This window comes from Corallococcus exiguus (genome assembly GCF_009909105.1).
GTDB classification, from domain to species: Bacteria; Myxococcota; Myxococcia; order Myxococcales; family Myxococcaceae; genus Corallococcus; species Corallococcus exiguus.
In genome coordinates, this window is record NZ_JAAAPK010000003.1 from 64,074 (window position 1) to 89,058 (window position 24,985).

A 24,985-nucleotide genomic window follows, 5' to 3' on the forward strand; every position below is an offset into this window, starting at 1 on the left:
ACTCTAGCGCTTGAGTGCGCGCTCGATGCGGCGGCGCAGTCCGTCCTCGGACAGCATGCCGCGCTGCGCGTCGATGACCTTCCCGTCCCGGTCCAGGAAGTAGAGCGTGGGCAGCGCATTCACCTGGAATGCGCGCGCCACGTCGTCGTCCGCGTACACCACGTACGGGCGCAGGTCCGGCTGGAAGCGCTGGAGGAAGTAGTCCACCTCCTGCGACGCCGTGGAGCCCTCGTCCCGGCTGGCCGCCACGAAGACGAGCCCCTGGGACTCGTACTCCTTGGCCAGCTTCACCAGGGACGGCATCTCCTCGCGGCACGGCGGACACCACGTGGCCCAGAAGTCGAGCATCACCACGCTCCCCTTCAGGTCCGACAGCGCGAGCGAGCCGCCCTCGTGCTTCGTCAGCTGGAAGGACGGCGGCGACGCCCCGTCAGGCACCAGCCGCGCACGCTGCGCCTCGCGCACGCCCAGGAACGCCAGCGCCGCCAACCCCAGCACCGCCACCACGGACAGCGCCGTCTTGGCCTTGTCCCCGCGCGCGCCCGGCGGCCGCGTCCCTTCCGTCCCAGCCTGCTGTGTCATCCGCGTTCCTTCCGTGTCAGGCGGCCGTGCACCCGCGTCAGGGCCCAGCGCACCCCGGCCCGCACCCGCGGTCGGCGCACCACCCACGCCGCCAGCGGAGGGCCCCAATAATAGTACCCGTCGATGAACCCCTGGCCGAGCCGGCTCTTCCGGAGCACGTCATCGCGGTAGGCCCGGAACGCCACCAGCTCCGGCGCGCCCTCGCCAAAGGCCGCCGTCACCACGAAGCACGACGACGCGGGGCTCACCCACATCAGCTTGCCGTTGGTGAGGTTCACCACGACCTTCAACTCCCGCTGCTCCGTGTAGAGGAAGGCCAGCAGGTCGCGCCGCGCGGCCGGGAACTCCTGTCCGCCCGCCTCCTCGAAGTCGATGCGCGTGCTGACGGTGCTGCCCACCTCATCCACCGTGAAGCGGTAGCGCTTGGAGCTGCGCCGGTGCTCCACCTCCAGGCCCTTCAATTCGCCGAAGTAGGACAGGAAGGGCACCCGGCACGCCGGGCAGACGAAGCGGTGGTAGGCGTGCGTCGGGACGAAGGCGTAGTCCCCCAGGCGCTTGCAGCCCGTGTTGGGGCACACCAGCTTCACCGTCGCCTGGGCCGCGTTGCGCGGGTCGTAGCGCGACAGGCCGGAGTCCTTGTCGAACACCGGCGGAGGCCGCGGCGGCTGGCCCACCATCTGACGCGTGGGGTGCGCGGCGCGCTCCAGCTCCTGGGCCTTTCGCCACGCCAGCTCCGCCGCCTCCAGCCGGCCGTCCGCGGTGTGCACCAGCGCCTCCGCGTGCGCGCGCAGGGCCGCCACCAGCCGGTCCACCAGCGGCGACACCGCCGGCTCGCGCGCCACCGCGAAGGCCTCCGCCAGCACCCGCTCCATCTCCGGCAGGAGCGCCTGGGCCGCCTTGCGCGACGGGTCCTCCGCCCGCCGGTACACCGGAGGCTCCGGAAGTTTCGCGAACAACGCCGAGGCCTGGGCCCGCACGCGCTCCAGCGCCGCGTCCCCCCGCCCCACGTCCAATCCCGCCGCCCGCGTCTGGGCGGCCCTGATGAGTTCTTCGGGCTGCAAGCGCGTGGACCTTAAGGGCCCCCAGGCCCCCTGTCAGCGACTGAGGAGCAACAGGTCAGGAAACTCGCCATGTGCCCGGGGTCGATGTAAGACGACGTAGGAGGATGTGAATCATGGGCGTGTTGAAGTTCCTGGTCTGGACGACCTGCGCTGTGGGTCTGGGCGTCTTCCTGGCGCGGGGCAACGTGGACGGCCGGTCCCCGCTGGAGCACATGGAGCGCACCTGGAAGCGCACCGTGAACCCCTCCACCCTGGACAAGGTGAAGGGCAGCGTGGGGGACGCGCTGGACGACGCGAAGGGCGCCGTGTCCCAGAAGTCCGCCAACGCGGCGGGCCCGCGCGAGCGCATCACCGCCGAGGACCGGGCGGCCATCAACGACATCATCGCCAAGAAGAAGTAGGCGACGCGTCGAGTCCGGGCACCCCGTAGGGCCGGTTGCTGATCGCCGGCCTCCCCCTTCCGCCCGCCCCACCCCGTGCCTAGCTTGCGCCGGGGCATTGGGTTGGACGGTGGTGGGAAGGCGGGGCCCATGGGTTGGTCGCGGTTCGGGGGCGGCATCAGGGTGGCGGTGCTGGCGTGCGCGCTGGGGACAGCGGGCAGCGCCGCGGCACGCCCCCCCGGAAGGTTGTGGCTGGAGGCGCAGAACCGCGCCGTCTCCCGGCAGCACTCCAACATCAGTGACGTGGCCCGCAAGGCGATGCCGGCCGTGGTGTCCATCACCACGCGCCAGGACCTCGCGGAAGTGGCCCCTGGCGAGGAGCCCCAGCGCGGCATCGGCTCCGGCTTCATCATCCATCCGGACGGCTACATCCTCACCAGCGCGCACGTGGTGGACGGAGCCTCGGAGGTCACCATCTCCATCCGCAGCGCCAACGGCTACGTGGAGGAGTTCCCCGCCACGGTGGTGGGCGAGGACGAGCGCACGGACTGCGCGCTCCTCAAGGTGGACGCGCCCCGGAAGCTGCCGGTGCTGAAGCTCGCGTCCGCGTCCCACGTGGGCATCGCGGACTGGGTGGTCGTCATTGGAAACCCGTTCGGGCTGGCGCACTCCGTGACGGTGGGCGTGGTGAGCTACGTGGGCCGCACGGACGTGACGCCCAACGGCCGCGACGGCGACTTCGACTACCTGCAGATGGACGCCTCCATCAACCCGGGCAACTCCGGCGGGCCGGTGCTCGACTTGCACGGCGACGTGGTGGCGGTGGCCAACGCCGTCAACGTGTCCGGCCAGGGCATCGGGTTCGCCATCCCCATCGACATCGCGAAGACGGTGATTCCGCAGCTCAAGGCCCACGGGCGCATGCGCCGCGGGTGGATGGGCATCAGCGTGCAGGACTTCTCCCCGGAGGTGGCGCAGGCGTTCAACCTGAACCCGCGAGGCCGGGGCGTGGTGGTGACGGACGTGGTGGAGGACGGCCCCGCCGCCCGCGCGGGCCTGCGCACCGGGGACGTCATCCTGAACATGGACCGGCTGTCCGTGGCGCGGGCGCACACGCTGCGCTGGCAGGTGGCCGCGCGCGGCGTGGGCCAGCACATCCGGCTGCAGCTGCGCCGGCTGGGCCGCCCCGTGACACTGAAGGTGAAGCTGGAGGACCTGCCCCTGGTGGAGTCGGCGCCGTCCACGCTGGCCTCGGGTGGCACGCCAGGCGAGCGCGCAGCCGGCGCCCGCTCCGTGCTGGAGGAGCTGCTCTCCCCGGTGCCGCGCACCCAATCCGGACGGTCCGGAGGCATTCCCAAGGCCGAGGACGGCCTGGCCGCCCCCTGACGGATGGGGCCTCCAGGGCCCTGGCGGGTCTCCAGGCTCCTTGCGTTCCGCGAAACCCGGCGATACACCGTCCGCCTTCACATCGTGGCGGATCCACCCCCAGGTGGCGTCACGGGTCTTCCAAGCATCGATTCGCAGGAGAGTCCGTACCATGGCCGAGGCCACCCAGACGACGAAGCCCACCCATTGGCCGCGCACCGCCAAGGGCAACGGCAAGAAGGCGTGCACCGTGGAGGGCTGCAAGCGCCCCTACCGCGCCAAGAGCTACTGCTTCTTCCACTTCAAGAAGTGGCGCCAGGGCGAGCTGCCCCACACGCGCTACCGCGTGTGCTCCAAGCCGGAGTGCCGCGCCAAGGTCGGCCCCAAGGCCGGTCTGTGCGAGAAGCACTTCGCCGAGACCTACAAGAAGGAAGCGGCGGCCTAAGTCGCCCCGGCTGTTCGCGTGGCGCCGGCCCCCCGCCTCACTCGCGGGGAGTCCCCGGCGCCACCGCGCGGCCCAGATGTTTGAAGGCGTTGAGCCACAGCTCCGCCTCTCGCTGGGTCAGTCGCGCACGCATCAACGTCCGCTCCAGTTCGTGCAGCACGTGCTGCGGCGCCTCCGGGTTGAGGAAGTCCGCCGCCAGCATCGCCGCGCGCATGCGCCCGCTCAGCGCGTTGAGCGTCCCCAGCCGAGCACCGGCCTCCTCCTCCTGAGGCAGCACGGGCGCTGACGTGAGCCCCTGCCGGTGGCAGAGGTACAGCAGCACCGCGGAGGACTGCGCCAGGTTCATGGACGGCTGCACGTCCGACGTGGGGATGACGAGCAGGTCCTGGCAGTGGGTGAGGTCCTCGTCGGACAGCCCGCGCTGCTCCCCGCCGAACAACAGCGCCACCCGCCCCCGAGTGCTCTCCTCCGCCAGCCGCCGCGCCGCGTCCTCCGGCGTCAGGGGGGCGCGCTTCACCACCTGGGTGCGCGACGTGGTGCCCACCACGTACACACAGTCCTCCAGGGCCTCCGCCAGGGTGGGTGCGACGCGCATGCCCGAAAGGATGTGGCCGCTCTTCACGGCCATCCGCTCCGCCAGGCTGAAGTCCTGGACCACGGGCTCCGAGAGGATGAGACGTTCGAAACCGAAGTTCGCCATGACCCGGCAGACAGCACCGAGGTTGTCGGGTGAACGGGTCTGATGAAGGACGACAGTCAGCTCCGCACCTGGTCGCATGCACCGGAGTTTAGCTGGTGGTGCGTCGGCGTGATCGGTATATTCCCGTTGATGCGTCGCTGGGTCCCTGGCCTGCTCCTGTCGCTGTCCCTGCTCACCACCGCGTGTGATGGCACGGGTGCGCCCGTGCGCTCCTCGCTCACGGCGCGGCAGGCGCTGAGCAGCTCGCCAGAGGTGGTGGAGTTCGAGTCCCCGTCCGTCCGCCTGGAGCTCTTCCGGGACATCGCGCGCCAGTCGGAGCAGCAGGCCGGGCAGTCCGCGCAGGGCGTGGCGCTCTTCCCCATCATCCAGGGCAACGAGTTCGTCGCGGCGCCGGGCTTCGAGCCCCGCGCGGACCTGCTCCAGCCGCCGGACGCGGGCAGCGGCCTCCAGTTCGTCTTCGACGCGCGGACGGGCGACCGTTGGCCGGAGGACCGGCGGGAAAGCCTGCAGGGCCTGTCGGAGCGCGAGGCCGCGGAGCTGGTGGCGCGCACGCTGCTGGCACTGTGGGGCATCCAGCCGGAGGGCGCGGTGCGGGTGGACCGGGCCGCGGGCGCGCCGTACGCGGTCGCCTACGTGGACGGCATCCTGCGCATCAACCCGGCGTTCCTCTACCTGGCAACGGCCTACGGTCCTGCTTCCATGACGGCGGGCCTCCAGTAGAGTCGCGCGCCTCATGAGCTGGCCCCGCTCCCGCCCCTTCCCGGCGGTCAGTGGCCGGGGCCGCGAGGCGCCTCCGACGTGAACACCTCCGCCCTCCACGCGCAACTCACCCACACGCTTCGCCAGACGGACCTGCCGTCGCTCGGCACGCCCTACAAGGGCAAGGTTCGCGACACGTACCGCAAGGGCGACACGCTCATCCTCGTGACGAGCGACCGCCTCTCCGCGTTCGACCACGTGCTCACCACCATCCCCTTCAAGGGCGAGGTGCTCAACCGCCTGGCGGCCTTCTGGTTCGACCGCACGAAGCACATCGTCCCCAACCACGTGCTGGACGTGCCCGACGCGAACGTCACCGTGGCGCGCGCCTGCCAGCCCTACTCCGTGGAGGTGGTGGTGCGCGGCTACCTCACGGGCAGCCTGTGGCGCGACTACGAGAAGGGCACGCACACCGCCTACGGCGTGCCCTTCGCGGAAGGGCTGCGCAAGGACAGCGCGTTCGAAGCGCCCATCCTCACGCCGTCCACCAAGGCCGAGTACGGCAAGCACGACGAGCCCATCTCCGAGGCGGAGATTCTTGCGCGCGGGCTGGCCACGCCGCGCGACTGGGCCCGCATCACGGAGGCCGCCCGGGGTCTGTTCCAGGAGGGCCAGAAGTGGGCGCGCACGCGCGGCCTCATCCTGGTGGATACGAAGTACGAGTTCGGGAAGGTGGGCGACGAGCTCTACGTCATCGACGAGATGCACACCCCGGACTCCAGCCGCTACTGGGTGGCGGACGAGTACGAGGCCCGCTTCGCCAAGGGCGAGGACCAGAAGATGTTGGACAAGGAGAACATCCGCCAGTGGCTCATCCGCGAGCGGAACTTCTCCGGCCACGGCGCGCTGCCCGCCATCCCGGACGACGTGCGCGTGGACCTGGCCACCAAGTACGTGGCCGCCTACGAGCGCATCACCGGCACGTCCCTGGTGCTGACGCCCGGGGACGTGCACTCGCGCATCGAAGAGCACCTGCGGGCGAAGGGCTATCTCTAGCCCCCTCGCCCCAAGCCGCGCGGCGCTTCAGTTCGCGCGGCCGAAGACGCGCTGGAACACCGCGTCCATCTGGCGCGTGTGGTAGCCCGGGGAGAAGCAGTCGGAGACCTCCTCGGGCGTCATCATCTTGAGCAGGTCCGCGTCGTTCAGCAGGGCCTGCCGGAAGTCCACGCCCTCCTCGAACATCCTCATCGCGTTGCGCTGGACGACGACGTACGCGGCCTGCCGGTCCATGCCCTTGCGAGCGAGCTCCAGTAGCAGGCGCTGCGAGTTCACCACGCCACCCAGCAGGTCCAGGTTCTTCTTCATCTGCTCCGGGTAGACGCGCATGTTCTCCACCAGGCCCGCGAAGCGGTGGAGCATGAAGTCCAGCAGGATGGTGGCGTCCGGACCAATCACGCGCTCCACCGACGAGTGCGAGATGTCCCGCTCGTGCCACAGCGCCACGTCCTCCATGGCGCTCACCGCGTAGCCGCGCAGCAGGCGCGCCAGGCCCGTGAGGTTCTCCGACAGGATGGGGTTGCGCTTGTGCGGCATGGCGCTGCTCCCCTTCTGTCCCGCCGTGAAGGGCTCCTCCGCTTCGCGCACCTCCGTGCGCTGGAGGTGGCGGATTTCCACGGCGAACTTCTCCAGGCTCGCGCCGACGAGGGCGATGGCGGTGAAGAACTCCGCGTGCCGGTCGCGCTGCACCACCTGGCTGGAGGCGGGCGCGGGCGTGAGGCCCAGCTTCTGGCAGACGTGCTCCTCCACCGACGGAGGCAGGTGCGCGAACGTGCCCACCGCGCCGGAAATCTTGCCCACGGCGATGGTGTCGCGCGCGTGCTGAAGGCGCGTGCGGCCCCGGCGCAGCTCGTCGTACCAGATGGCCAGCTTGTGCCCGAAGGTGATGGGCTCCGCGTGGATGCCGTGGCTGCGGCCCATCTGCAGCGTGTGCTTGTGCTCGAAGGCGCGCTTCTCCACCGCGGCCATCACGCGGTCCATGCCCTTCAGGAGCAGGTCCACGGAGTCGCGCAGGGTGAGACCCAGCGACGTGTCCAGCACGTCCGAGGACGTCATGCCCAGGTGCAGCCAGCGGGCGCTGGGGCCCACGCGCTCCTCCACGAAGGTGAGGAAGGCGATGACGTCGTGCTTGGTGGTGCGCTCGATCTCCTCGATGCGCGCGGCGTCCGCTTCGGTGAAGTCACCGGCGCGGGCGAGGCAGTCCGCCAGCGCATCCTTGGGAGCGAGGCCTTGCGCGACCATGCCCTCCAGCGCGGCGAGCTCCACGTCGCGCCAGCGGCGGTAGCGGGCGACGTCGGACCAGAGGGAGGCCATTTCGGGACGGCTGTAGCGTGGAATCACTCGTAGACCTTCACGGCAAAGTCCCGGCGCGCCGCGAACCGGAGCACTTCCAGCGCGACGTCACAGGACGGACCTGACTTCTTCGCGGCGGTGACGTTGAACGAGAGGTCCAGGCCTTCGGGCCGCGCCACCGCCAGCGCGCCGGGGTCGACCTTCTCGAGGATGATGCGATTCGCCAGCCTCCCCGCCTGCTGACCGAGCGCCAGCGGGGCCGGCGAGAGGGCCAGCGTCGCGCCCTCCTTCACCTGACTGGCCGTGAGCGCCACCAGCGGCACCTTGCGAGAGGCACTGAAGGCGATGAGCGCCTGGACGACGGAAGCGTTGCCCACGGTCTTGTCCGCAACCATCAAGAGGCCGTCCACCTTCCCCGCCGCGCCCTCCAGCACCTCACCCACGCGCTCCTGCGCCTCCACGGCCAGCGGGACGATGGTGAGCCCCAGGCCAGCGCCAGCGGAGCGGGCCTGCGCCACCGCGCCCGCCGAGGAGCGCGGGTCATGCAGGATGCCCACGCGCTTCGCGCCGGGAGCCACGGCCTTGAGGGCGGCCAGCTCTGGCCCGAAGTCACTGGTGAGCGCGATGCCGGTGACGTTGGAAGCCTCCAGGCCGTACTTCTCGTGGTACGGCACCATGGCGAAGAGCACGGGCACGTCCTCGCCCAGAGAGCGGCGCGCGGCGTTGGCGGCCAGCGGCCCCAGGGCGAGCACCAGCGCGGGCTTCTGCGCGGCCAGCGACTTGAAGACGCGCGCGGCCTCCGTGGGGCTTTCTTCCAGGGTCAGCTCGGTGACGTCCGCGCGGACCTCGGACGTGAAGCCGGCGAGGAAGGAGGCGTACGGCGCCAGGCTCGAGGACTTCACGGCCACCACGCGAGGCCGGACAGGACTGCGCGATGACGCCTGCGCGAGGGCGACGACGGGCAGGAGGAGCGTGAGGAGCGCGAGCCTCCGGAGCGTCGTCATCACGGCGCGTCTTGGCAGCAGCGGAAGCCCACGTTCGCGGCCTTCAACGTCGGAGCACTCCGGCGGCGCGCGGAGCAGCGGGCAGTGTCGCCGGCCGTGTCGAAGGCGCCGCCCTTGATGAGCAGCTCCTCGGAGTTGGGGTTGGAGTTGGGGGACTTGGAGGCGGTCCACTCGGCGACGTTGCCGGAGAGGTCCGCCACGCCGTAGCCGGAGTGGCAGGCATGTTGGGCTCCGGACTGAGCCAGGGCGTGCGTCGCGGTCGCATCCGTCGTGCCGGTGTTGCAGGCCGTCTGGACCTGCTCTTCGCCGGTGGAGAAGCGCGCGTTGCCAGGGCCCTTGCAGGCCTTCTCCCACTCCTCCTCCGAGCACAGCCGCTTGCCGAGTCCTTCGCAGGCGGCCTTCGCGTCGAGCCACGTCGCGGAGACGCGGGGCTTGCGGCCGGCCTGATTGGGGAACTCGAATTCGTCGACGCAGAACGAGTTCACAGTGACGCTGGCCATGGGCATTTCGTCGGAGGAGCCGGACGCCTGCAGGTCCTCCGGGGACGAGCCCATCTTGAAGCTGCCGCCGCTCACCAGGCGCATGCCAGCCGGACAGGAGCCCGTGGCCAGGATGCCGTCCCCCGCGGCGGCGGTTCCGGGCGTGGCGGGCGTGGGGCTGTTCTTCGCGGCCTGGGCCTGGCGCAGGCGCAGGTAGAGGTAGCCACCGCCCGCGCCCAGCGCGATGCCGGCCACCGCGAGGATGATCATCCACACCATCGAACTGGGGCCGGAGCGGACCGGCTTCGCCTGCGTGGCCCGCGTCGTGGGAAGCGTGTGCAGGCCAGAGGTGGAAGGCGGCAGCCGGCGCGCCGAGGAGCGGACACCCGACACTTCCGGCGGGGGTTCGCCCTTGCGCGAGCGGCCGCCCGTGGAGTTCTCGCCGTGAACGCCAGAAGCGCGGACCGCGCCCTGGGCCGCCGAGGCTCGCGGGGCGCGGGGACCCGAGGGGTCCGAGCCGCGCGAGTTCACCGACGACACCGCGCCCGAGGCCCGAGGGTTGCGGCCACCGCGGCTGGAGGAACGGGACTCCGAGGGTTCGTCGTCGTCGGAGTTACGGCCGGACCGTGACTCCGTGGCGGATGCATCCGCGTTGCGATTGCTGGACCGGCTGTCGGAGGACGCCTCACCGCCGCGACCGGAGCGTCCGCCGCCCGACGAGGACTCACCGCGACCGGAGCGCTCGTCACTCAGGGCGGCTTCACCGCGACCATTGGAGCGCGCGTCGCCAGCGGCGGCCTCGCCACGGCCGTTGGAGCGGCCCTCGCCCGATGCAGCTTCACCGCGACCGTTGGACCCGAGGTTGCCCGAGGAGGACTCGCCGCGACCGGAGCGCCCGTCACTGGACGATTCGCCGCGACCCGAGCGTCCATCGCCGGACGAGGCTTCACCGCGACCGGAGCGCCCGTCGCTGGACGCTTCACCCCGACCGTTGGAGCGAAGGTCGCCCGAAGAGGCTTCACCGCGACCGGAGCGAAGGTCGCCCGAAGAGGCTTCGCCCCGACCATTGGAGCGGACATCGCTGGAAGAGGACTCGCCGCCTCCACGGGCCGAGGAGCGCGCCTCTGACGCGCCCTCCGCGGAGCGGGCGCCGCGAGGATCCGCCGGGAACGACGGCTCCTCCGCCTTCGCGAAGATGCGCATCACCGGCTCGGCGGCCTTGGCCGGAGCCGCGCGCGGTTCATCCGCCGGGCGCGAAGCCGCACGGACCTCCTGCTGCGTCGCCCCGTCGGGGGCCTGCCCCAGGAGCCGAGGGTCCTGCGCCGCCGCCTCCGCACCCTTGCGGCCCGCCGGCGCCACCGCGCGCATCTCCTGCTGCGTCGCCGCGTCGGACACGGAGCGCGCTTCCGGCCCCGTGATGTAGTCCAGCGCCTGCGCGTTCGAGCCCAGGATGGCCGCCAGCGTCGCCGCGTCCAGCGGCTGCGTCGCATCCGGCGGAGGCGAGTCGTCCACGGCCGGAATCGGAGCGGCCGGCGTGGGCGCGCTCGCCACCGGCATCATGCCCGTGGGCACCGGCGGCAGCGGCTTGTTCGCCGCGCGCGCGGCCACCGCGGACGGCGGCAGTGCGCCCGACGCGGGCATCGCGCGCTGCCTCGACGCCGCGGCCGGGTGCCGATGCACCAGCGCCGCGAACTCCGCGTGCAGATCACCGCCCGACTTCGGACGGGCCAGCGGGTTCACGTTGAGCGCGCGCCGGTAGAGGGACTCGAACGCGGGCGGCAGGTCCGGATGCCGCACCGACACCTCGGGAACTCCGCCGTCCTCCGGCAGGAGGCCCGTCACCATCTCCCCCATCAACACGCCCAGCGAGTACACGTCCATGCGCGTGTCCAGCTCCGCGCCATTCACGTACTCGGGGGCGATGTACGCCGCCGCCCGGTGCCCCTTCTGCGCCTGCACGAAGGGCAGGTGCGGCACCGCGAGCCCCAGCCCGTAGTCCGACACCTTCAACAGGTCCGGCAGGACGAAGACGTTCTCCGGCTTCACGTCCGAGTGCGGCCCGAAGCGGTGCGCCCCGTCCAGCGCCGCCGCCATCTGCGCCAGCAGCGGCTCCACTTCCTTCAGCGTGAACAGCTGCCCCTTCGCCGCGCGCTGCTCCATCATCCGGCGCAGCGAGAGCCCTTCCAGCAGCTGCATGGTGAAGAAGGGCCGGTCCCCGTCCACGCCCTCCTCGTACACGCGCACCAGGTTGGGGTGGTTGAGCTTCTTGCCCACCCGCATGGACAGCGCGAACTGCGTGCGCTCCTCCGGCTGCTGCACCAGCCGGGGCTGGATGACCTTCAGCGCCACCTCCACGTCAATGGCCTGGTCCTGCGCGCGGAAGACGAAGCCCAGAGGCCCCGCCCCTACGACTTCCTGGATGGCGTAACGGTCCGCGACGACGTCGCCCGGCTTGTACGGCGCGCCTTCCGTGCCTCGCTTGCGCGCCGCCCCCGCTGCCTGACGCGCGGCCGCGTCGAACTTCTGGCCACACGTGGCGCAGGTTTCACTCGTATCGGGGACATGGCTGCCGCAGCGGTAGCAGAGCAAAGCAGTGAAACTCCGGAACGGGGCCGCGGGGGGGCGACCCCCCCGGTGGACGACCGGGGGGCTCCATTCTGCCCGCTCCGAGGCCGTTGAGGAACGACGTTGCGCGCCGGGCCCTAGCGGCCGGTGGACCCGAAACCTCCGTCCCCCCGGGAAGTCACCTCCAGCACCTCCACCTCCCGCAGGACCGTGGCCGTCACGGGGGCCACCACCAGCTGGGCCACCCGGTCGCCCCGACGCAGGGTGAAGGGGGTGTTGGACAGGTTCACGAGCAGCACCTGCACTTCCCCCCGGTAGTCCGCGTCCACCGTCCCGGGGGAGTTGAGGCACGTCACCCCGTGCCGGAGCGCCAGCCCCGAGCGGGGTCGCACCTGGCCCTCGAAGCCCGGAGGCAGCGCGAAGGCCAACCCGGTGGGGACGGCCATCCGCTCCAGGGGCTGGAGTACCCGCTCTCCTTCGATGTCCGCCCGAAGGTCCAGCCCGGCGGCCAGCTCCGTCTCATGGCGCGGCAGGGGCAGCGGGTCCGGATGCGAGCGCACCCGGCGCACGGGGACGGTCAGCGAGGGGTCCATGCCCTCCGCCGTAACACGCACCCCGCCCCCCCTCTACTTCCTGGCGGCGACGTCACGGGTCGTGTGGCCGGCCTGTCACAGCTCGGTCGCGCCGTCCGCCATGCGCAGCGCGGTGCGGAACCCGAACGGGTCCACCGGCCGAGCGGCCAGCTCCAGCTGGTAGTGCAGGTGTGGCCCGGTGGACCGGCCAGTGCTGCCCGACAGCGCGATGGCCTGCCCCTTCTCCACCCGCGTGCCCGCCTTCACCAGCAGCTCCGAGTTGTGACAGTACGCCGTCGTCACACCCCGCCCGTGGTCCAGCACCAGCACGCGGCCGTTGACGGAGTCCTCGCTCGCGCGGCGCACCACGCCCGCGGCCACCGCCGTCACCGTCGTGCCCGAGCGCACCGCCAGGTCCACTCCCGTGTGCATCCGGCGCGTGCGCAGCGTGGGGTGGACGCGGTAGCCGAAGGGGCTCGTCACCGGGGCGCTCTCCGACACCGGCCACCCGAGCATCAGCGCCGTGGACAGCGCCAGCGCCTGCGCGGCGCCCACGGAGGAGCCCTCGAAACCGGGGGGCAGCTGCTTCGCCAGGCGCTCCAGACTGAGCGCCCCACCCTCCGCGTCCACCCGCTCCAGGGCGAAGCGCGCGGGCACCCGCCCGGCGAACACCGCCGTCACCCGCGCCTCCTCCGACGGGAAGTCCGTGGCGAGCGCGTCCAGCATCCGCCGCGTCGCCGCCGGTCCCTTCGCCGGATCCACCAGCGTCTCCGAAGCGATGCCCAGCTCACGAGCCAGCACGAGCGAGGGCTCGCGGGCCTTCGGCTCCAGGGCCTTCAGCGCCGCGTGCGTCCCCCACGCCAGCGCCTCCGCGCTCGTGGGCACGCGAGTGAGCAGCGCGGCGGGCAGCGCGTCCGGCACGGGCACGGCCGTCCCGCTCACGCCGTCGTAGTACGCGAGCAGCGGCCGGGCCGTGGTGCGCGTGTTGAAGGCCCAGGCGCCAGCGCGACGCAAGAGCGCGCCCGCGGGCGTGTGGTGGTACGCGCACCAGACGCAGAGCAGCGCGAAGGTGAAGTCCAGGAGTCCCCGGGCGCGTCGAGCGAACATGCGTCAGGGCCTCAGCGAAGGAAGGACAGCACCGGAGCCGCGTCCCAAGCCGCCGCCAATCCCAGGGGCGCCACCACAAGGCAGCCCAAGAGCCCGCGAGTCCACGCCCGCCGCGAGCCCACCGCTTCACACGCCGCGTCCGCGTGCTGGAGGTTGCGCAGCACCGCACGCCAGCCCAGTGACACGCTCACCCCGAGAAGCGCCGCCACCGCCAGCCCCCGTGCCGCCCAGTCCGCGGCGACGTCGCCGAACAGCGGCCGCCACGACAGGTACACCGTGCCCTGGACGAGCCGCGCCACCGTGCACGCCCCCGCGAGCACCACGCCCGCGGTGGCCAGCGGCCGCACCCACCGCATCGGAGTGGGCCGCCGCAGACAGCGCCGCAGCAGCGCCTTCCACGACGAGGCCTCCGAAGCGGACGCCGTCACCGGACGCCAGGGCTCCACGGGCCGGGCCTCCTCGGTCTCGCGATAGCCCAGCGCCGGTAGCGCCAGAAGCAGGTCCGCCGCCAGCTCCCAGGCCAAAGCCAGGCCCCGAGCCAGCCGGGTGCGCGTCTCCAGCGACACCCAATCCACCATGGAAGCGAGCGCGGGGAACTGGCCCACCCACGCATCGAACGCGGAGTCCAACCGGTCCACCGCCGTGAGCAGCCGGTCATCCAGCGTGTCCGCCGCCGCGTGCACGCCCACCGCGACCAGCGCGAGCAGGCCCAGCGGCATGAATGCCCAGCGGAACGCCCCCAGGAACCGGGACACGTCCGTGAGGAAGCTGCTCGAAGGCTCCGAGGAGCTGGATGGGTGGACCGGCATGCAGCGCCTCCAGGGCGGTCCCCCATCAACGCGGGAGGCCCTCCCGGGGTTTTAAGCCTCCACCCTGCCAGGACGAAAACACCGCCGGCTCCCGCCTTGGGCGCGCCAAACCTGTCCGACAGTCGGACAGGTTCGAGCCATGCGCCGCCGCCGGGCGGAGAGCCCCCAGGCCCGCAATGACAACGCCCCGCCCCTTCGCGCCCGGAGGCGGGAGGAGACGGGGCGTTTCCGGTCGCGGCCTTCCTCACGGAGGGCCGCTACACGGGGGCCGGATTCAGGCCTTCGCGTCCGGCGTCGGGGCGGCCGGGGCGGCGGCGGCCGGGGGCGTGCCCTGCGCGGCGGTGCGCTCGGCCATGGCCTCCTTGCGCGACAGGCGGATCTTGCCCGTCTTGTCGATGCTGACGACCTTCACCAGCACCTCGTCGCCCTCGGTCAGCACGTCCGACACGCTCTTCACGCGCTTGTCGGACAGCTCGGAGATGTGGATGAGGCCGTCGGTGCCCGGGAACAGCTCCACGAAGGCGCCGAACTCGGCGATCTTCCGGACCGTGCCCGTGTAGATCTTCCCGATCTCCGCCTCGCGGGTGAGCGCCTGGATCATCGCGATGGCCGCCTTCACCGCCTCGCCGTTCGCGCTGGCGATGTCCACGCGGCCGGTGTCCTCGATGTTGATGGCCGCGCCCGTGCGCGCGATGATGTCCTTGATCACCTTGCCGCCCGGCCCGATGACGTTCTTGATGAACTCCGGACGGATCTGGATGGTGGTGATGCGCGGCGCGAACTGGCTGATCTCCTTGCGAGGCGCGTTCAGCGTCTTCGCCATCTCCGCCAGGATGTGCACGCGGCCCTGACGCGCCTGCTCCAGCGCGCGGCTCATGATCTCCGTGGTGAGGCCGGTGATCTTGATGTCCATCTGGATGGACGTGATTCCATTGGACGTGCCGCAGACCTTGAAGTCCATGTCGCCCAGGTGGTCCTCGTCACCCAGGATGTCGGACAGGATGGCGATCTTCTCACCCTCCTTCACCAGGCCCATGGCGATGCCCGCCACCGGCGACTTGATGGGGACGCCCGCGTCCATCAGCGCCAGCGTGCCACCGCACACGGAGGCCATGGACGAAGAGCCGTTGGACTCGAGGATCTCCGACACCAGACGCACGGTGTACGGGAACGAGTCGCTGGCCGGAATCATGTTGCGAAGCGCGCGCTCCGCCAGGGCGCCGTGACCGACCTCGCGACGGCCGGGGCCGCGCAGGGGCTTGGTCTCGTTCACGCTGAACGGCGGGAAGTTGTAGTGCAGCATGAAGCGCTTGAAGGCCTGGCCGCTGAGCAGCTCCAGCCGCTGCTCGTCCTCGCTGGTGCCCAGCGTGGCGACCACGAGCGCCTGCGTCTCGCCGCGGGTGAACACCGCGCTGCCGTGCGTGCGGGGCAGCACGCCCACCTCGTTGGTGATGGAGCGCACCACGTTGTGCGGACGGTCACCGATGCGGCCACCGTTCACGGTGAGCTCACGCATGTGGTCATACTTCAGGTCCTCGATGACCTGCTTGGCGTGCTTCTCCACCTGCGGGGTGAACTCCGCGCCCAGCTTCTCCTTGAGCGCCGCGACCGCCGCCTTCTTCGTCTTGGAGAGCGCCTCGTAGCGCGCGCCCTTCTCCTTGATGGCGTAGCCGGCCTTCACGCCCTCCAGCGCCAGCTCGCGGACCTGGTTGCGCAGGCCCTCGTCGATGGTGGCGGGCTTGTCGTAGGAGCGGACCTGCTTCTTCAGCTCCGTGCGCAGTTGGTCCTGGATGTCCAGCGCGGGCTGGGCGTTCTGACGGCCGAACTCCAGCGCCGCCACCATGTCCGCCTCGCTGACCTCTTCCGCGCCACCCTCCACCATCACGATGGCCTCGCGGCTCACCGCCATGACGAGGTCCAGGTCGCTCTGCTCGCGCTGCTTGGCGGTGGGGTTGGCCACGAACTGACCGCCCACGCGGCCCACGCGGATGCCCGCGATGGGGCCGTTGAACGGGATGTCAGACACCCACAGCGCCGCGGAGGCGCCGGTGATGCCGTGGATGTCACCCTCGTTCTCCGGGTCCGCGGAGATGACGGACGAGATGACCTGCGTCTCGTAGGCGTAGCCTTCCGGGAACAGCGGACGGAGGGAGCGGTCCACCACGCGGGAGGCCAGCGTCTCCTTCTCAGTGAGGCGGCCCTCGCGCTTGAAGTAGCTGCCCGGGATGCGGCCCGCCGAGTACAGCTTCTCCTGGTACTCCACCGTGAGGGGCAGGAAGTCGATGTCCTTCTTCTCCCGCGCGCTCACCGCGGTGACGAGCAGCATGGTGTCGCCGTAGCGGACCACCACGGAACCGTCGGCCTGCTTGGCCAGGCGGCCCGTCTCGATGCTCAGCTCGTTCTCACCAATCTTGACGCTCTTCTTCAACATGTCGTGTGGCCTCTGTGCCTGCTTCGCGTGCGAGGACCCTTGCCAGCCGCGGCCCGCCCACGTGCGTGGGGCAGGAGCCGCCCGGAAGGGGCCCTCTGGGATTGAGCGGTCGCCAGGGCCTGAAGCAGGCACATGCCAGACGAACGCTGCCTGTACTGCGGAAACGGGCTCCGTTGCGGAGCGCCGGAGGGATGGACCAGACCTCTTGATCCCTGATCACACCCGCCCACCCATGACTCCGGGTCGGCCGGTCTGAACGGAAACCAAAAGAGCCCGCCTCCACCTCTCCCTCGCCCACTCCTTCGCCGTGAAACGTGCTGCCCAAATGCGCGGGGCGCTGGTGATGTGCCAGCGCCCCGGGTGCTGCTCGAGGACTACTTGCGGATGCCGAGGCCCTCGATGAGCTTCTTGTAGCGGGCCACGTCCTTGGACTTGAGGTAGTCCAGCATGCGGCGGCGCTGACCGACCAGCTTCAGCAGACCGCGGCGGGAGTGGTGGTCCTTCTTGTGGGTCTTGAAGTGCTCGGTGAGCATGTTGATGCGCTCGGACAGCAGCGCCACCTGCACCTCGGGCGAGCCGGTGTCGGACTCGTGGGTGCGGAACTTCGTGACCAGCTCGCTCTTGCGTTCCTGATGCAACGACATGGGCTTCTTCCTGAATCCCGCTCCGGGGTGACCGCTCGTGCCGCCTGGGTCCGCGGAGGGGTACAGACCCGGCCTCATGGTCCTTCTAACGAGCGGGCCGCTTATAAGCTTCACCCCCTGGGGGGTCAACCTTCGCCGACTGTCCGTCCGCCCTTGGGGGGCCGGGACAGTGCGAAGACGTACAACCGGCAACCGCCCGGAATTCCGCCTCCGCCCGGGGAGAGCTCCCGGGCCGAGGCCTCGTCCAGGGCCACGTGCAGATACGGCCCCGTCGCCTCGCCACCGTCACCCGCCAACAACTGACGTGTACGGGGATACAAGCGCAGGAGCGCCTCCACCACGTCGCCGATGCCCGCCGTCGCGGGTACGCCCAGGGACAGCTCGCGCCGCCCGTCGAAGGCGCCGCGAAGGCCCGGGGCCACGCTCACGGTGATGTCATGGGTGCGGGTGGCCACTCAGTTGAAAACCCGCTGGTAACGCAGCCGTCCGCCCACCACTTCCGCCATGGCGAGCAGCGCGTCATCCGGGCCCAGCACCCGCACCCGGCCGGGCACGGGGGCGACCTCCACGGGGACGCCGTGCAACACCCGCCGGGCCTCGTCCGCGGTCACCCGGACCGCCGGCAGGTCCGTCAGCGCATCCGCCAGCGACACCAGCCGCCCGGCCACCGCTTCGCGGGACAGGGACGCCAGGTCCCCCAGGGGCAGCGCGCGCGCCAGCGTGAAGGGGCCGCTCATGGTGCGCCGCAGCGCCTCCAGGTGCGCCCCGCAGCCCAGCGCGCGGCCCAGGTCGTACGCCAGCGTGCGCACATAGAACCCCTTGGTGCACCGCACGGACAGGGTCAGCCGGTCCGCGGAGAAGTCGCGCAGCACCAGCTCATGCACGGTGACGCTGCGGCTGGCCCGCTCCACCTCTTCCCCGGCGCGTGCCAGTTCGTAGAGCCGCTTCCCGGCCACCTTCACCGCCGAGTACATGGGCGGCACCTGGTCGAACGTGCCCCGGAACCGGGCGAGCGCCGCCTCCAGCAGCGGGGCCGTCAGCGGGGGCACCGGGGCCTCCGCCGTGGGCTTGCCCTGGGCGTCCTGGGTGTCCGTCTCCACGCCCAGCCGCACCACGGCGTCGTAGGCCTTGTCGCCCTCCGTGATGATGCCGGCGACCTTGGTGGCCTCTCCCAGGCACACCGGCAGCACACCGGTGGCCATGGGGTCCAGCGTGCCCGTGTGGCCCGCCTTCTTCACCTTCAGCAGGCCGCGCACCTGCCGGACCACGTCGAAGGACGTGGGGCCCAGGGGCTTGTCGATGACGAGAACGCCGTCCATGAAGCGGGGCCTACCAGCCTTCCTTGCCGCGCACCTCGCGCAGGAGCCGGTCGATCTTATCGCCCTCGCCCACGGACGCGTCGAAGGCGAAGAAGATTTCCGGCGACACGCGCAGGTTGACCGCGGACGTCACCTCGCGGCGCACGAAGCCCTTGGCCGCCTCCAGGCCCTTCTGCGTGTCCGCCTTCTCCTGGTCCGTGCCCAGCATCGAATAGAAGACCTTCGCCACCCGCAGGTCCGGCGACACCTTCACGCCGGTGATGGTGATGAAGCCGATGCGCGGGTCGCGCAATTCCCCGCGCGTCAGCAGGGCGCCGATGGCCGCCTGGATTTCCTGCCCCACGCGCTCGGGTCGTGAATGCGTCGTCATTTCTTCTCCCAATCTCGCGGGTTGCGCAGCGCCCGGGCCTTGGCCCGCGCGTCGTCCAGATTCAGCGTTCCACCCTCACCCGTGGGTCGTGAAATCCCGGGCCCGGGGCCCGCGCCCTCGTGCCGCTGCTCCCACGAACCCAGCCCCTCCGCCTCCGCCAGCGAGCGGTCACTGCGCAGGAAGCGGGCAATCGCCGCCTCCGAGTGCGAGTTCGCGTCCTCGGGAGACAGGTGGGCGTCCTCGTCCTCCAGGTCTGGCACCTTCGCCGGAGCACGGAAGGCGCCAGCCACCGGCCCCTTGTCCGAATAGAGCGTGTCCCCGAAGGCGACGATCTCCGTCTCCCGGGCCATCAGCGGCGCGACGTACATCTCTTCGATGAAGTGGATGATCTTCTCCAGCTGCTCATCCACGTGCCCGCGCGCGTTGCCCACCACGGCCAGGGCCACCGACGCCTTCTGCCAGAGGTCCTGGTCGTCCACCTCCGCGACGGCCACGTTGAAGCGGGCCTTCACCCGGTCCGTCACCCGGCGGAGCACCTGCCGCTTGGACTTCAGCGAGGCGCTCTCCGGAATCTGGAGGGTGAGGCGTGCGACTCCGACGAACATAGAGGTCCCCCAGGCCAACGGCCGCCGGGCGCGTCATCCACGCCCAGGCGCCGTCGCATCGTCCATCCCCCGGGAAAGGTGGGGCCTTCCCCGGGGTCCGTCGAGTGCGCCTCTCCAGGACTACGAGAGGCTCTGCCGAGTCTCCTCGATCTCGTAGGCCTCGATGATGTCGCCGGCCTTGAGGTCGTTGAAGTTCTCGATGCCGATACCGCACTCGAAGCCCTGCGCGACTTCCTTCACGTCGTCCTTGAAGCGGCGCAGCGACGCCATCTTCCCGGAGAAGAGCTGCTTGTTCTCGCGCATGAGGCGCACGAACGAGCCGCGCTTCATCACGCCGTCCAGGACGGCCGCGCCGGCGATGGTTCCCAGCTTCGGCACGTTGAAGGTGTTGCGCACCTCCGCACGGCCCAGCTTGCGCTCGGTGCGGATGGGCTCCAGGAGGTTCTCCATCTCCAAGCGAACCCCGTCGATGAGCTCGTAGATGATGGAGTAGCTCTGCAGCGTCACCTGCTGCGCCTTGGCCGCGGCCTCCGAGCCCGACTCCGGCTTCACGTTGAAGCCCAGCACGACGCCCTTGGAAGCGGCGGCGCGCATGACATCGGTCTCCGTGATGGCGCCCACGCCCGCGTCGATGATGACCACCCGCACCTTGTGCGTGGTGAGCTTCTCGACCGCCTGGCGCACGGCCTCCGCGGAGCCCTGCACGTCCGCCTTGATGATGACGCGCAGCTCCTTGGGACCGCCGCCCGCCTTCGTCTTGGCGAAGAGCTGCTCCAGGGACTCGCGGCTGACCTTGCCGAGCTCCGTCTGCCGCTCCTTCATGCCGCGGTGGTCGGCGATCTGCTTGGCCGCCTTCTCGTCGGAGACGACGTTGATGGCGTCACCCGCGGTGGGCACGCCGGACAGGCCAACGACCTCCGCGCAGTAGCCCGGCTTCACTTCCTTCACCGCCTCGCCACGGCTGTTGTTCATGGCGCGGACGCGGCCGTAGTGCGTGCCGGTGACGATGGCGTCGCCCAGCTTGAGCGTGCCCTCCTGCACCAGCACCGTGGCCACGGGACCGCGGCCACGCTCCAGCTTCGCTTCCACGACGGCGCCCACGGACGGACGGGAGGGATTCGCCGTCAGCTCGAGGACTTCCGCCTGCAGCGCCAGGTTCTCCAGGAGGAGATCCAGGTTCATCTTCGTCTTCGCGGAGACGGGCACCATGATGGTGTCGCCGCCCCACTCTTCCGGCACCAGCTCCTGGCTCGCGAGGTCCTTCTTCACGCGGTCGGGATTGGCGCCCGGGACGTCCATCTTGTTGATGGCGACGACGATGGGCACTTCCGCCTGCTTGGCGTGCTTGATGGCCTCGATGGTCTGGGGCATCACGCCGTCGTCCGCGGCCACCACCAGCACCACGATGTCCGTCACGTTGGCGCCACGGGCGCGCATGGACGTGAAGGCCTCGTGGCCCGGGGTGTCCAGGAACGTGACGTCGCCGCGCGCGGTGGACACGCTGTACGCGCCGATGTGCTGGGTGATGCCGCCCGCCTCGCCCGAGGCCACGCTGGCCTGGCGGATGGCGTCCAGCAGGCTCGTCTTGCCGTGGTCGACGTGACCCATGATGGTGACCACCGGCGGACGGGGACGCTCGTCCTCGACCTTGGCCGCGACCTCCGGCAGGTAGTCCTCCACCTCGAAGCCGACGCGCTCGACCTTCCAGTGGTATTCGGTGGCGATGAGCTCCGCGGTGTCGGCGTCCAGAATCTGGTTCGCCGTGGCCATCTTCTGCATGCCCATCAGCTTCTTGATGAGTTCCGCGGTGCGGATACCCATGCGCTGACCCAGATCGGAGACGCTGATGCCCTCCTGGAGCTTGATGACCTTCTTCTCCTCGGCCATCTGGGTGATCTGCGTCTTGGCGCCCTTCTTCGTGGGCTTGCGCTTCTTGCCGCGGACGGGGATCTGGATGCGGCCCCAGACCATGTCCGACAGCTCCTGCTTGGACACGCTGGTCGTCTCAGGACCCGTGCGCTTGCGCTGGCCACGCTCCTTGTTCTTGGAGACGTCCACCAGCTCGCGGCCGCGACCCAGGTGATCCGGGACGACCTTGTACTCGCGCTTCTCCGTGCCCAGCGCCGTGCGGCCCGGGGCCATGGGGTACTGCTTGGCCTGGGTCGTGGTGGGCGTGACGCGGCGGACCTGGATGAGCGGGCGCGAAATCACCACGGCCTGGGTGGCCGTGGGGCGCGCCTGGGCACCCGGCGTGGGCGCGACCTGGGCGTGCGGGACGCCGCCGACCATGATGGTCGGGCCGGTCGGCTGCACCGGGGCTCCCGTGCCGGCCGTGGGCGGCGAGGACGGACGCACCGGCCCCATCTGGCCCGGACGCGCCTGCATGGGCGCTCCCGGACGGTTCATGGGCGGCCCACCCGGACGGCCCTGCATGGGCGCGCCAGGACGGCTGCCCGGACCACCCGGACGGCTGCCGGGACCACCCGGACCACCCGGACGGCTGCCCGGCGGCCCACCAGGGCGCCCGCCCGTGGAACCCGGACGCTGCACGTAACCGGGACCTCGGGAGATGACCGTCGCGGACGTCGACGTGGAAGAAGGCGTCCGTGCGGTGGGCGGGGCCGGCGAGCGCGTAGGGGGGTTGGGCAAGCGGGGACTCTCCTGCGTAGGACTGCGCGGTGTCGCCGTGGCCGGGGTCGGCTCGGCGGCCCGGGGCGTCTCCACCACCGCCGCGGAAGGCGGAGTGGACGGCGGCGTCACGGGCGGGGTGGCGGTTGCGGCAACAGGCGGGGTGGCCGGAGCCTCGGGCGCCGACGGCGCCTCCGGGGCGGCGGCGATGGAGGCGACGGTCGCCTCCGGCGGCGTGGCCGTCACGGCCGGGGCCTCCGGGGGGCGGGCCACGGGGGCCTGCTCCGCGGCGTTGGGCGGCGGCTCCACGGCGACAGGCGCCTGCGGGGCCTCCGGCTCCATGTAAGCCGCGCCCTGCGGCTCGGACTCCGGCTCGTAGGCGGGCTCGTTCGCCTGAGCGTAGGCGTCCTGGTTCTCGTGGGCGGACGCGCCCGCGGGAGGACCGACCTTGCGGCGCACCACGAAGCCCTTGGCGGCAACGGGCGGAGCGGCCTGCTTGGGCTTGCGCTTGTCCAGGATCTTCTGGACCGCGGCGGTGGCCTGGTCATCGTCCAGCGAGGACGAGTGGCTCTTGACGTCGTAACCCAGCCCGGCGAGCTCGGTCACGACCTCCTTATTGTCGAGCTCAATCCCGTGGCTCTTGAGCTCCTTGGCGATTTCGTGAACGCGCTTCTTCGACATACCTTGATTGGCCTTCTGCTCCGCCGACGACGAGGCCGAGCACCCTAGTCCAAAGCCGAAATTGTGTGCGAGTGGTGCTTAACAGCCACCTCCCCCCGCAACCTCTCCACCCTCCCGCCCTTACTCCCAAGCCTGCCCGAGTGCTGACGGGTCGACTTGCCCCGCCTTGCCCCGGAAGGCCCTGCCCAGCGCCTTACGCTTGAGCGCTGCCGTCAAACAACCGGCACCGCACAGGTACGCCCCCCGCCCCGGCAGCTTCCGCCGCCTGTCCGCCACAACGCCGCCCTGGGGACCTACCACGAACCGGGTGAGTTCCGCCTGTGACTTGCGAGAACCACACCCGACGCAGGTCCTGACCGGACCTGACGCCGTGATTTCCGTGGGATGTATCCCGGGCCGTTTGGTTGCGCGGCGCATCCACCTACCCCCTGTCGTTACGGTGCCTTGGCCGCTTCCACGCCCTCTGACCCGCCTGCCGATGCCAGCGCACCCCGCTCCGCGTTCAGCTCCGCGCGCAGCTTGGCTTCCTCCACCAGATAGTTCTCCGCCGCGCTCTTCAGCTGGCGGGCCTTCTTGATGCCCACGCCCGGCACGTCGCCCAGGCGGGTGAGGTCCTTCTCGTTCGCGATGTCCTCCACCGTGCGGTAGCCGGCGAGGATGAGCTGCTCGATGGTCTTCTCACCAACGCCGCGCACGCGCGCCATGCGCTCCGGCTGCGACAGCTCGTCCGGGTGGCGGCGGGCCTCGGCCAGGCGGGCCTGCTCGCGCTCGTAATCCATGCGCGACAGCTCCTGCTGGTCCTCCACCATGCGCCTCTTGGCCTCCTCCTGCATGGAGGCGATGCGGGTGGGGTCGATGCCCGGAATCTGCGCCAGCATCTCCGCATTGGCGTCCGCGACGTCGCGCGCCTGACGGAAGCCGTGCGCGTAGAGCGTCTCCACCAGCATCTCGTTGACGCCCGGCAGGGCACCGAGCGAGCGGCTGGCGAACTCGCGCATCTCCCGCACGCGGCTCTCGCTGTTGATGTCCAGCTTCCAGCCGGTCAGCTGGGCGGCCAGGCGCACGTTCTGCCCGCGCCGGCCGATGGCCAGGGACAGCTGGTCGTCCGGGACGATGAGCTCCATGGCGTGGTTGGCCTCGTCGATGATGACGCGGCTCACTTCCGCCGGGGCCAGGGCCGAGCACACGAAGCGCGCCGGGTCCTCGTCGTAGGGGACGATGTCGATCTTCTCCCCGCGCAGCTCCTGCACCACCGCCTGCACGCGGCTGCCCTTCATGCCCACGCACGCGCCCACGGGGTCCACGTCCGAGTCGCGGCTGGACACGGCGATCTTCGCGCGGCCACCCGGCTCGCGGGCCGCCGCCTCGATGACGACGATGCCTTCGGCGATTTCCGGCACCTCCATCTCGAAGAGCTTGGTCAGCAGGTTCACGGACGCGCGCGACAGGACGATCTGCGGGCCCTTGGACTCACGGAGCACGTCCAGCACGTAGGCCTGGACGCGGTCGCCCGGGCGGTAGGTCTCACGCGGGACCTGCTCGCGGACAGGCAGCACGGACTCCGCGCGGCCCAGGTCCACCACGATGTTGCCGCGCTCGAACCGGCGGGCGATGCCCGTGACGATCTCGTTCTTGCGGTCCTTGTACTCGTTGAAGACGTTCTCGCGCTCGGCGTCGCGGGTGCGCTGCAGGATGACCTGCTTGGCCGTCTGCGCGGCGATGCGACCGAAGCCGCGGCGGAAGGTCTTCAGCCGGAGGATGTCGCCGTACTGGTCGTCCTGGGCCTTGGCTTCCGCGGCGTCCTCGTCCCGGTAGAAGATCTGGAAGACGAGCTCGTCGCCGGGCTCCACTTCCATGCCCTTCTTGTGGGCCTCTTCCATGGTGATCTGGTTGACCGCCTGGACGGGGTCGTTGATCTCCGAGACCACGGTGATGGCCTGGAAGAGCTCCACGACGCCCTTCTCCGGGTCGTACTTGGCCTCCAGGTTGCGGTCCTGGCCAAAGTGCTTCTTGGCCGCGGTGTTCATCGCGTCCTCGAGGGTGGCAATGAGCACGGCCCGTTCGATGCCCTTGTCCTTGGCGACCTGATCCAGGACGAGGTTGAGGTTGACTGCCGGGTTGGCGGGCGTGGGCATGGCTATGTCTTCTCCGAAAATGGGTCCACGGGCGGCCCTGGCGCGAACAGGGTCC

General features: G+C 70.7%; 23 protein-coding genes. 5 read left to right on the plus strand and 18 right to left on the minus strand.

Annotated elements, in window-relative coordinates:
- Positions 1-3: 3 nt before the first annotated feature.
- On the minus strand, positions 4-582 hold the full coding sequence (locus tag GTZ93_RS11730) for a TlpA family protein disulfide reductase (RefSeq protein WP_172813962.1): 579 nt from the start codon (positions 580-582) through the stop codon (positions 4-6).
- Positions 579-1,643, minus strand: a complete 1,065-nt coding sequence (locus tag GTZ93_RS11735) for a CFI-box-CTERM domain-containing protein (protein WP_120575746.1) — start codon at positions 1,641-1,643, stop codon at positions 579-581. The genes GTZ93_RS11730 and GTZ93_RS11735 overlap by 4 nt, the downstream gene beginning before the upstream one ends.
- A 113-nt stretch (positions 1,644-1,756) precedes the next feature.
- Between GTZ93_RS11735 and GTZ93_RS11740 the strand changes: the two genes are divergently transcribed.
- The 3 genes from GTZ93_RS11740 (at position 1,757) to GTZ93_RS11750 (ending at position 3,833) form a co-directional block, all read left to right on the plus strand.
- Positions 1,757-2,044: a hypothetical protein gene (locus tag GTZ93_RS11740; RefSeq protein WP_120575745.1), complete on the plus strand. Its 288-nt coding sequence runs from the start codon at positions 1,757-1,759 to the stop codon at positions 2,042-2,044.
- A gap of 129 nt (positions 2,045-2,173) precedes the next feature.
- Positions 2,174-3,409 carry a S1C family serine protease gene (locus GTZ93_RS11745; protein ID WP_126936099.1) on the plus strand — a complete coding sequence of 412 codons (1,236 nt, stop codon included), beginning with the start codon at positions 2,174-2,176 and terminating at the stop codon, positions 3,407-3,409.
- A gap of 151 nt (positions 3,410-3,560) precedes the next feature.
- Positions 3,561-3,833 (plus strand): vegetative protein, encoded by a 273-nt coding sequence (locus GTZ93_RS11750; protein WP_120575743.1) that lies wholly within the window; start codon positions 3,561-3,563, stop codon positions 3,831-3,833.
- Positions 3,834-3,870: 37 nt separating this feature from the next.
- Here the strand turns inward: GTZ93_RS11750 and GTZ93_RS11755 are convergent, their stop codons facing one another.
- Positions 3,871-4,611 (minus strand): RNA methyltransferase, encoded by a 741-nt coding sequence (locus GTZ93_RS11755; RefSeq protein WP_120575742.1) that lies wholly within the window; start codon positions 4,609-4,611, stop codon positions 3,871-3,873.
- A gap of 51 nt (positions 4,612-4,662) precedes the next feature.
- Between GTZ93_RS11755 and GTZ93_RS11760 the strand changes: the two genes are divergently transcribed.
- Both GTZ93_RS11760 and GTZ93_RS11765 read left to right on the plus strand, forming a co-directional pair.
- Positions 4,663-5,253, plus strand: coding sequence for a hypothetical protein (locus tag GTZ93_RS11760; RefSeq protein ID WP_120599042.1), 591 nt, complete (start codon positions 4,663-4,665; stop codon positions 5,251-5,253).
- 78 nt (positions 5,254-5,331) lie between these two features.
- Complete coding sequence (locus GTZ93_RS11765) at positions 5,332-6,288, plus strand: phosphoribosylaminoimidazolesuccinocarboxamide synthase (RefSeq protein WP_139919651.1); 957 nt, start codon at positions 5,332-5,334, stop codon at positions 6,286-6,288.
- Positions 6,289-6,315: 27 nt separating this feature from the next.
- On the opposite strand, the gene purB is transcribed toward GTZ93_RS11765, so the two are convergent.
- From purB to nusA, 15 genes are all read right to left on the minus strand, one after another.
- Positions 6,316-7,629 carry an adenylosuccinate lyase gene (gene purB / locus GTZ93_RS11770; RefSeq protein WP_139919650.1) on the minus strand — a complete coding sequence of 438 codons (1,314 nt, stop codon included), beginning with the start codon at positions 7,627-7,629 and terminating at the stop codon, positions 6,316-6,318.
- Complete coding sequence (locus tag GTZ93_RS11775) at positions 7,626-8,585, minus strand: ABC transporter substrate-binding protein (RefSeq protein WP_126936100.1); 960 nt, start codon at positions 8,583-8,585, stop codon at positions 7,626-7,628. Before GTZ93_RS11775 ends, purB begins: the two co-directional genes overlap by 4 nt.
- Positions 8,585-11,653 (minus strand): protein kinase domain-containing protein, encoded by a 3,069-nt coding sequence (locus GTZ93_RS11780; protein WP_139919649.1) that lies wholly within the window; start codon positions 11,651-11,653, stop codon positions 8,585-8,587. The genes GTZ93_RS11775 and GTZ93_RS11780 overlap by 1 nt, the downstream gene beginning before the upstream one ends.
- Positions 11,654-11,766: 113 nt before the next feature.
- Positions 11,767-12,222 carry a dUTP diphosphatase gene (dut, locus tag GTZ93_RS11785; RefSeq protein ID WP_120575736.1) on the minus strand — a complete coding sequence of 152 codons (456 nt, stop codon included), beginning with the start codon at positions 12,220-12,222 and terminating at the stop codon, positions 11,767-11,769.
- Positions 12,223-12,297: 75 nt separating this feature from the next.
- On the minus strand, positions 12,298-13,308 hold the full coding sequence (locus tag GTZ93_RS11790; protein WP_139919648.1) for a M23 family metallopeptidase: 1,011 nt from the start codon (positions 13,306-13,308) through the stop codon (positions 12,298-12,300).
- Positions 13,309-13,319: 11 nt separating this feature from the next.
- Positions 13,320-14,117: a hypothetical protein gene (locus GTZ93_RS11795; RefSeq protein ID WP_139919647.1), complete on the minus strand. Its 798-nt coding sequence runs from the start codon at positions 14,115-14,117 to the stop codon at positions 13,320-13,322.
- 274 nt (positions 14,118-14,391) lie between these two features.
- Positions 14,392-16,548 (minus strand): polyribonucleotide nucleotidyltransferase, encoded by a 2,157-nt coding sequence (gene pnp / locus GTZ93_RS11800; protein WP_139919646.1) that lies wholly within the window; start codon positions 16,546-16,548, stop codon positions 14,392-14,394.
- A 374-nt stretch (positions 16,549-16,922) separates the two neighbouring features.
- Positions 16,923-17,192 carry a 30S ribosomal protein S15 gene (gene rpsO / locus GTZ93_RS11805; protein WP_014398807.1) on the minus strand — a complete coding sequence of 90 codons (270 nt, stop codon included), beginning with the start codon at positions 17,190-17,192 and terminating at the stop codon, positions 16,923-16,925.
- A 125-nt stretch (positions 17,193-17,317) separates the two neighbouring features.
- Positions 17,318-17,647, minus strand: a complete 330-nt coding sequence (locus tag GTZ93_RS11810) for a MoaD/ThiS family protein (RefSeq protein ID WP_139919645.1) — start codon at positions 17,645-17,647, stop codon at positions 17,318-17,320.
- Positions 17,648-18,511 carry a tRNA pseudouridine(55) synthase TruB gene (truB, locus tag GTZ93_RS11815; protein WP_120575729.1) on the minus strand — a complete coding sequence of 288 codons (864 nt, stop codon included), beginning with the start codon at positions 18,509-18,511 and terminating at the stop codon, positions 17,648-17,650.
- 10 nt (positions 18,512-18,521) lie between these two features.
- Positions 18,522-18,881, minus strand: a complete 360-nt coding sequence (gene rbfA / locus GTZ93_RS11820; RefSeq protein WP_120558419.1) for a 30S ribosome-binding factor RbfA — start codon at positions 18,879-18,881, stop codon at positions 18,522-18,524.
- Positions 18,878-19,486, minus strand: a complete 609-nt coding sequence (locus tag GTZ93_RS11825) for a DUF503 domain-containing protein (protein WP_139919644.1) — start codon at positions 19,484-19,486, stop codon at positions 18,878-18,880. Before GTZ93_RS11825 ends, rbfA begins: the two co-directional genes overlap by 4 nt.
- Before the next feature lie 120 nt (positions 19,487-19,606).
- Positions 19,607-22,795, minus strand: coding sequence for a translation initiation factor IF-2 (infB, locus tag GTZ93_RS11830; protein WP_161662782.1), 3,189 nt, complete (start codon positions 22,793-22,795; stop codon positions 19,607-19,609).
- A 120-nt stretch (positions 22,796-22,915) separates the two neighbouring features.
- The gene (locus GTZ93_RS11835; protein WP_121755456.1) at positions 22,916-23,212 is read right to left on the minus strand and encodes a YlxR family protein; all 297 of its coding nucleotides are present in this window, start codon (positions 23,210-23,212) and stop codon (positions 22,916-22,918) included.
- A gap of 17 nt (positions 23,213-23,229) precedes the next feature.
- The gene (nusA, locus tag GTZ93_RS11840; protein ID WP_120580021.1) at positions 23,230-24,930 is read right to left on the minus strand and encodes a transcription termination factor NusA; all 1,701 of its coding nucleotides are present in this window, start codon (positions 24,928-24,930) and stop codon (positions 23,230-23,232) included.
- Positions 24,931-24,985: the final 55 nt, after the last annotated feature.

What these genes read in the sequence shown, in the direction of transcription:
- truB (WP_120575729.1), bottom strand. Translation starts at nt 18,511, where the DNA reads ATGGACGGCGTTCTCGTCATCGACAAGCCCCTGGGCCCCACGTCCTTC.
- GTZ93_RS11755 (WP_120575742.1), bottom strand. Translation starts at nt 4,611, where the DNA reads ATGCGACCAGGTGCGGAGCTGACTGTCGTCCTTCATCAGACCCGTTCA.
- GTZ93_RS11835 (WP_121755456.1), bottom strand. Translation starts at nt 23,212, where the DNA reads ATGCGCCGCGCAACCAAACGGCCCGGGATACATCCCACGGAAATCACG.
- GTZ93_RS11740 (WP_120575745.1), top strand. Translation starts at nt 1,757, where the DNA reads ATGGGCGTGTTGAAGTTCCTGGTCTGGACGACCTGCGCTGTGGGTCTG.
- GTZ93_RS11760 (WP_120599042.1), top strand. Translation starts at nt 4,663, where the DNA reads ATGCGTCGCTGGGTCCCTGGCCTGCTCCTGTCGCTGTCCCTGCTCACC.
- pnp (WP_139919646.1), bottom strand. Translation starts at nt 16,548, where the DNA reads ATGTTGAAGAAGAGCGTCAAGATTGGTGAGAACGAGCTGAGCATCGAG.
- rpsO (WP_014398807.1), bottom strand. Translation starts at nt 17,192, where the DNA reads ATGTCGTTGCATCAGGAACGCAAGAGCGAGCTGGTCACGAAGTTCCGC.
- nusA (WP_120580021.1), bottom strand. Translation starts at nt 24,930, where the DNA reads ATGCCCACGCCCGCCAACCCGGCAGTCAACCTCAACCTCGTCCTGGAT.
- dut (WP_120575736.1), bottom strand. Translation starts at nt 12,222, where the DNA reads ATGGACCCCTCGCTGACCGTCCCCGTGCGCCGGGTGCGCTCGCATCCG.
- GTZ93_RS11795 (WP_139919647.1), bottom strand. Translation starts at nt 14,117, where the DNA reads ATGCCGGTCCACCCATCCAGCTCCTCGGAGCCTTCGAGCAGCTTCCTC.
- GTZ93_RS11825 (WP_139919644.1), bottom strand. Translation starts at nt 19,486, where the DNA reads ATGTTCGTCGGAGTCGCACGCCTCACCCTCCAGATTCCGGAGAGCGCC.
- GTZ93_RS11730 (WP_172813962.1), bottom strand. Translation starts at nt 582, where the DNA reads ATGACACAGCAGGCTGGGACGGAAGGGACGCGGCCGCCGGGCGCGCGC.
- GTZ93_RS11745 (WP_126936099.1), top strand. Translation starts at nt 2,174, where the DNA reads ATGGGTTGGTCGCGGTTCGGGGGCGGCATCAGGGTGGCGGTGCTGGCG.
- infB (WP_161662782.1), bottom strand. Translation starts at nt 22,795, where the DNA reads ATGTCGAAGAAGCGCGTTCACGAAATCGCCAAGGAGCTCAAGAGCCAC.
- GTZ93_RS11750 (WP_120575743.1), top strand. Translation starts at nt 3,561, where the DNA reads ATGGCCGAGGCCACCCAGACGACGAAGCCCACCCATTGGCCGCGCACC.
- GTZ93_RS11775 (WP_126936100.1), bottom strand. Translation starts at nt 8,585, where the DNA reads ATGACGACGCTCCGGAGGCTCGCGCTCCTCACGCTCCTCCTGCCCGTC.
- GTZ93_RS11790 (WP_139919648.1), bottom strand. Translation starts at nt 13,308, where the DNA reads ATGTTCGCTCGACGCGCCCGGGGACTCCTGGACTTCACCTTCGCGCTG.
- rbfA (WP_120558419.1), bottom strand. Translation starts at nt 18,881, where the DNA reads ATGACGACGCATTCACGACCCGAGCGCGTGGGGCAGGAAATCCAGGCG.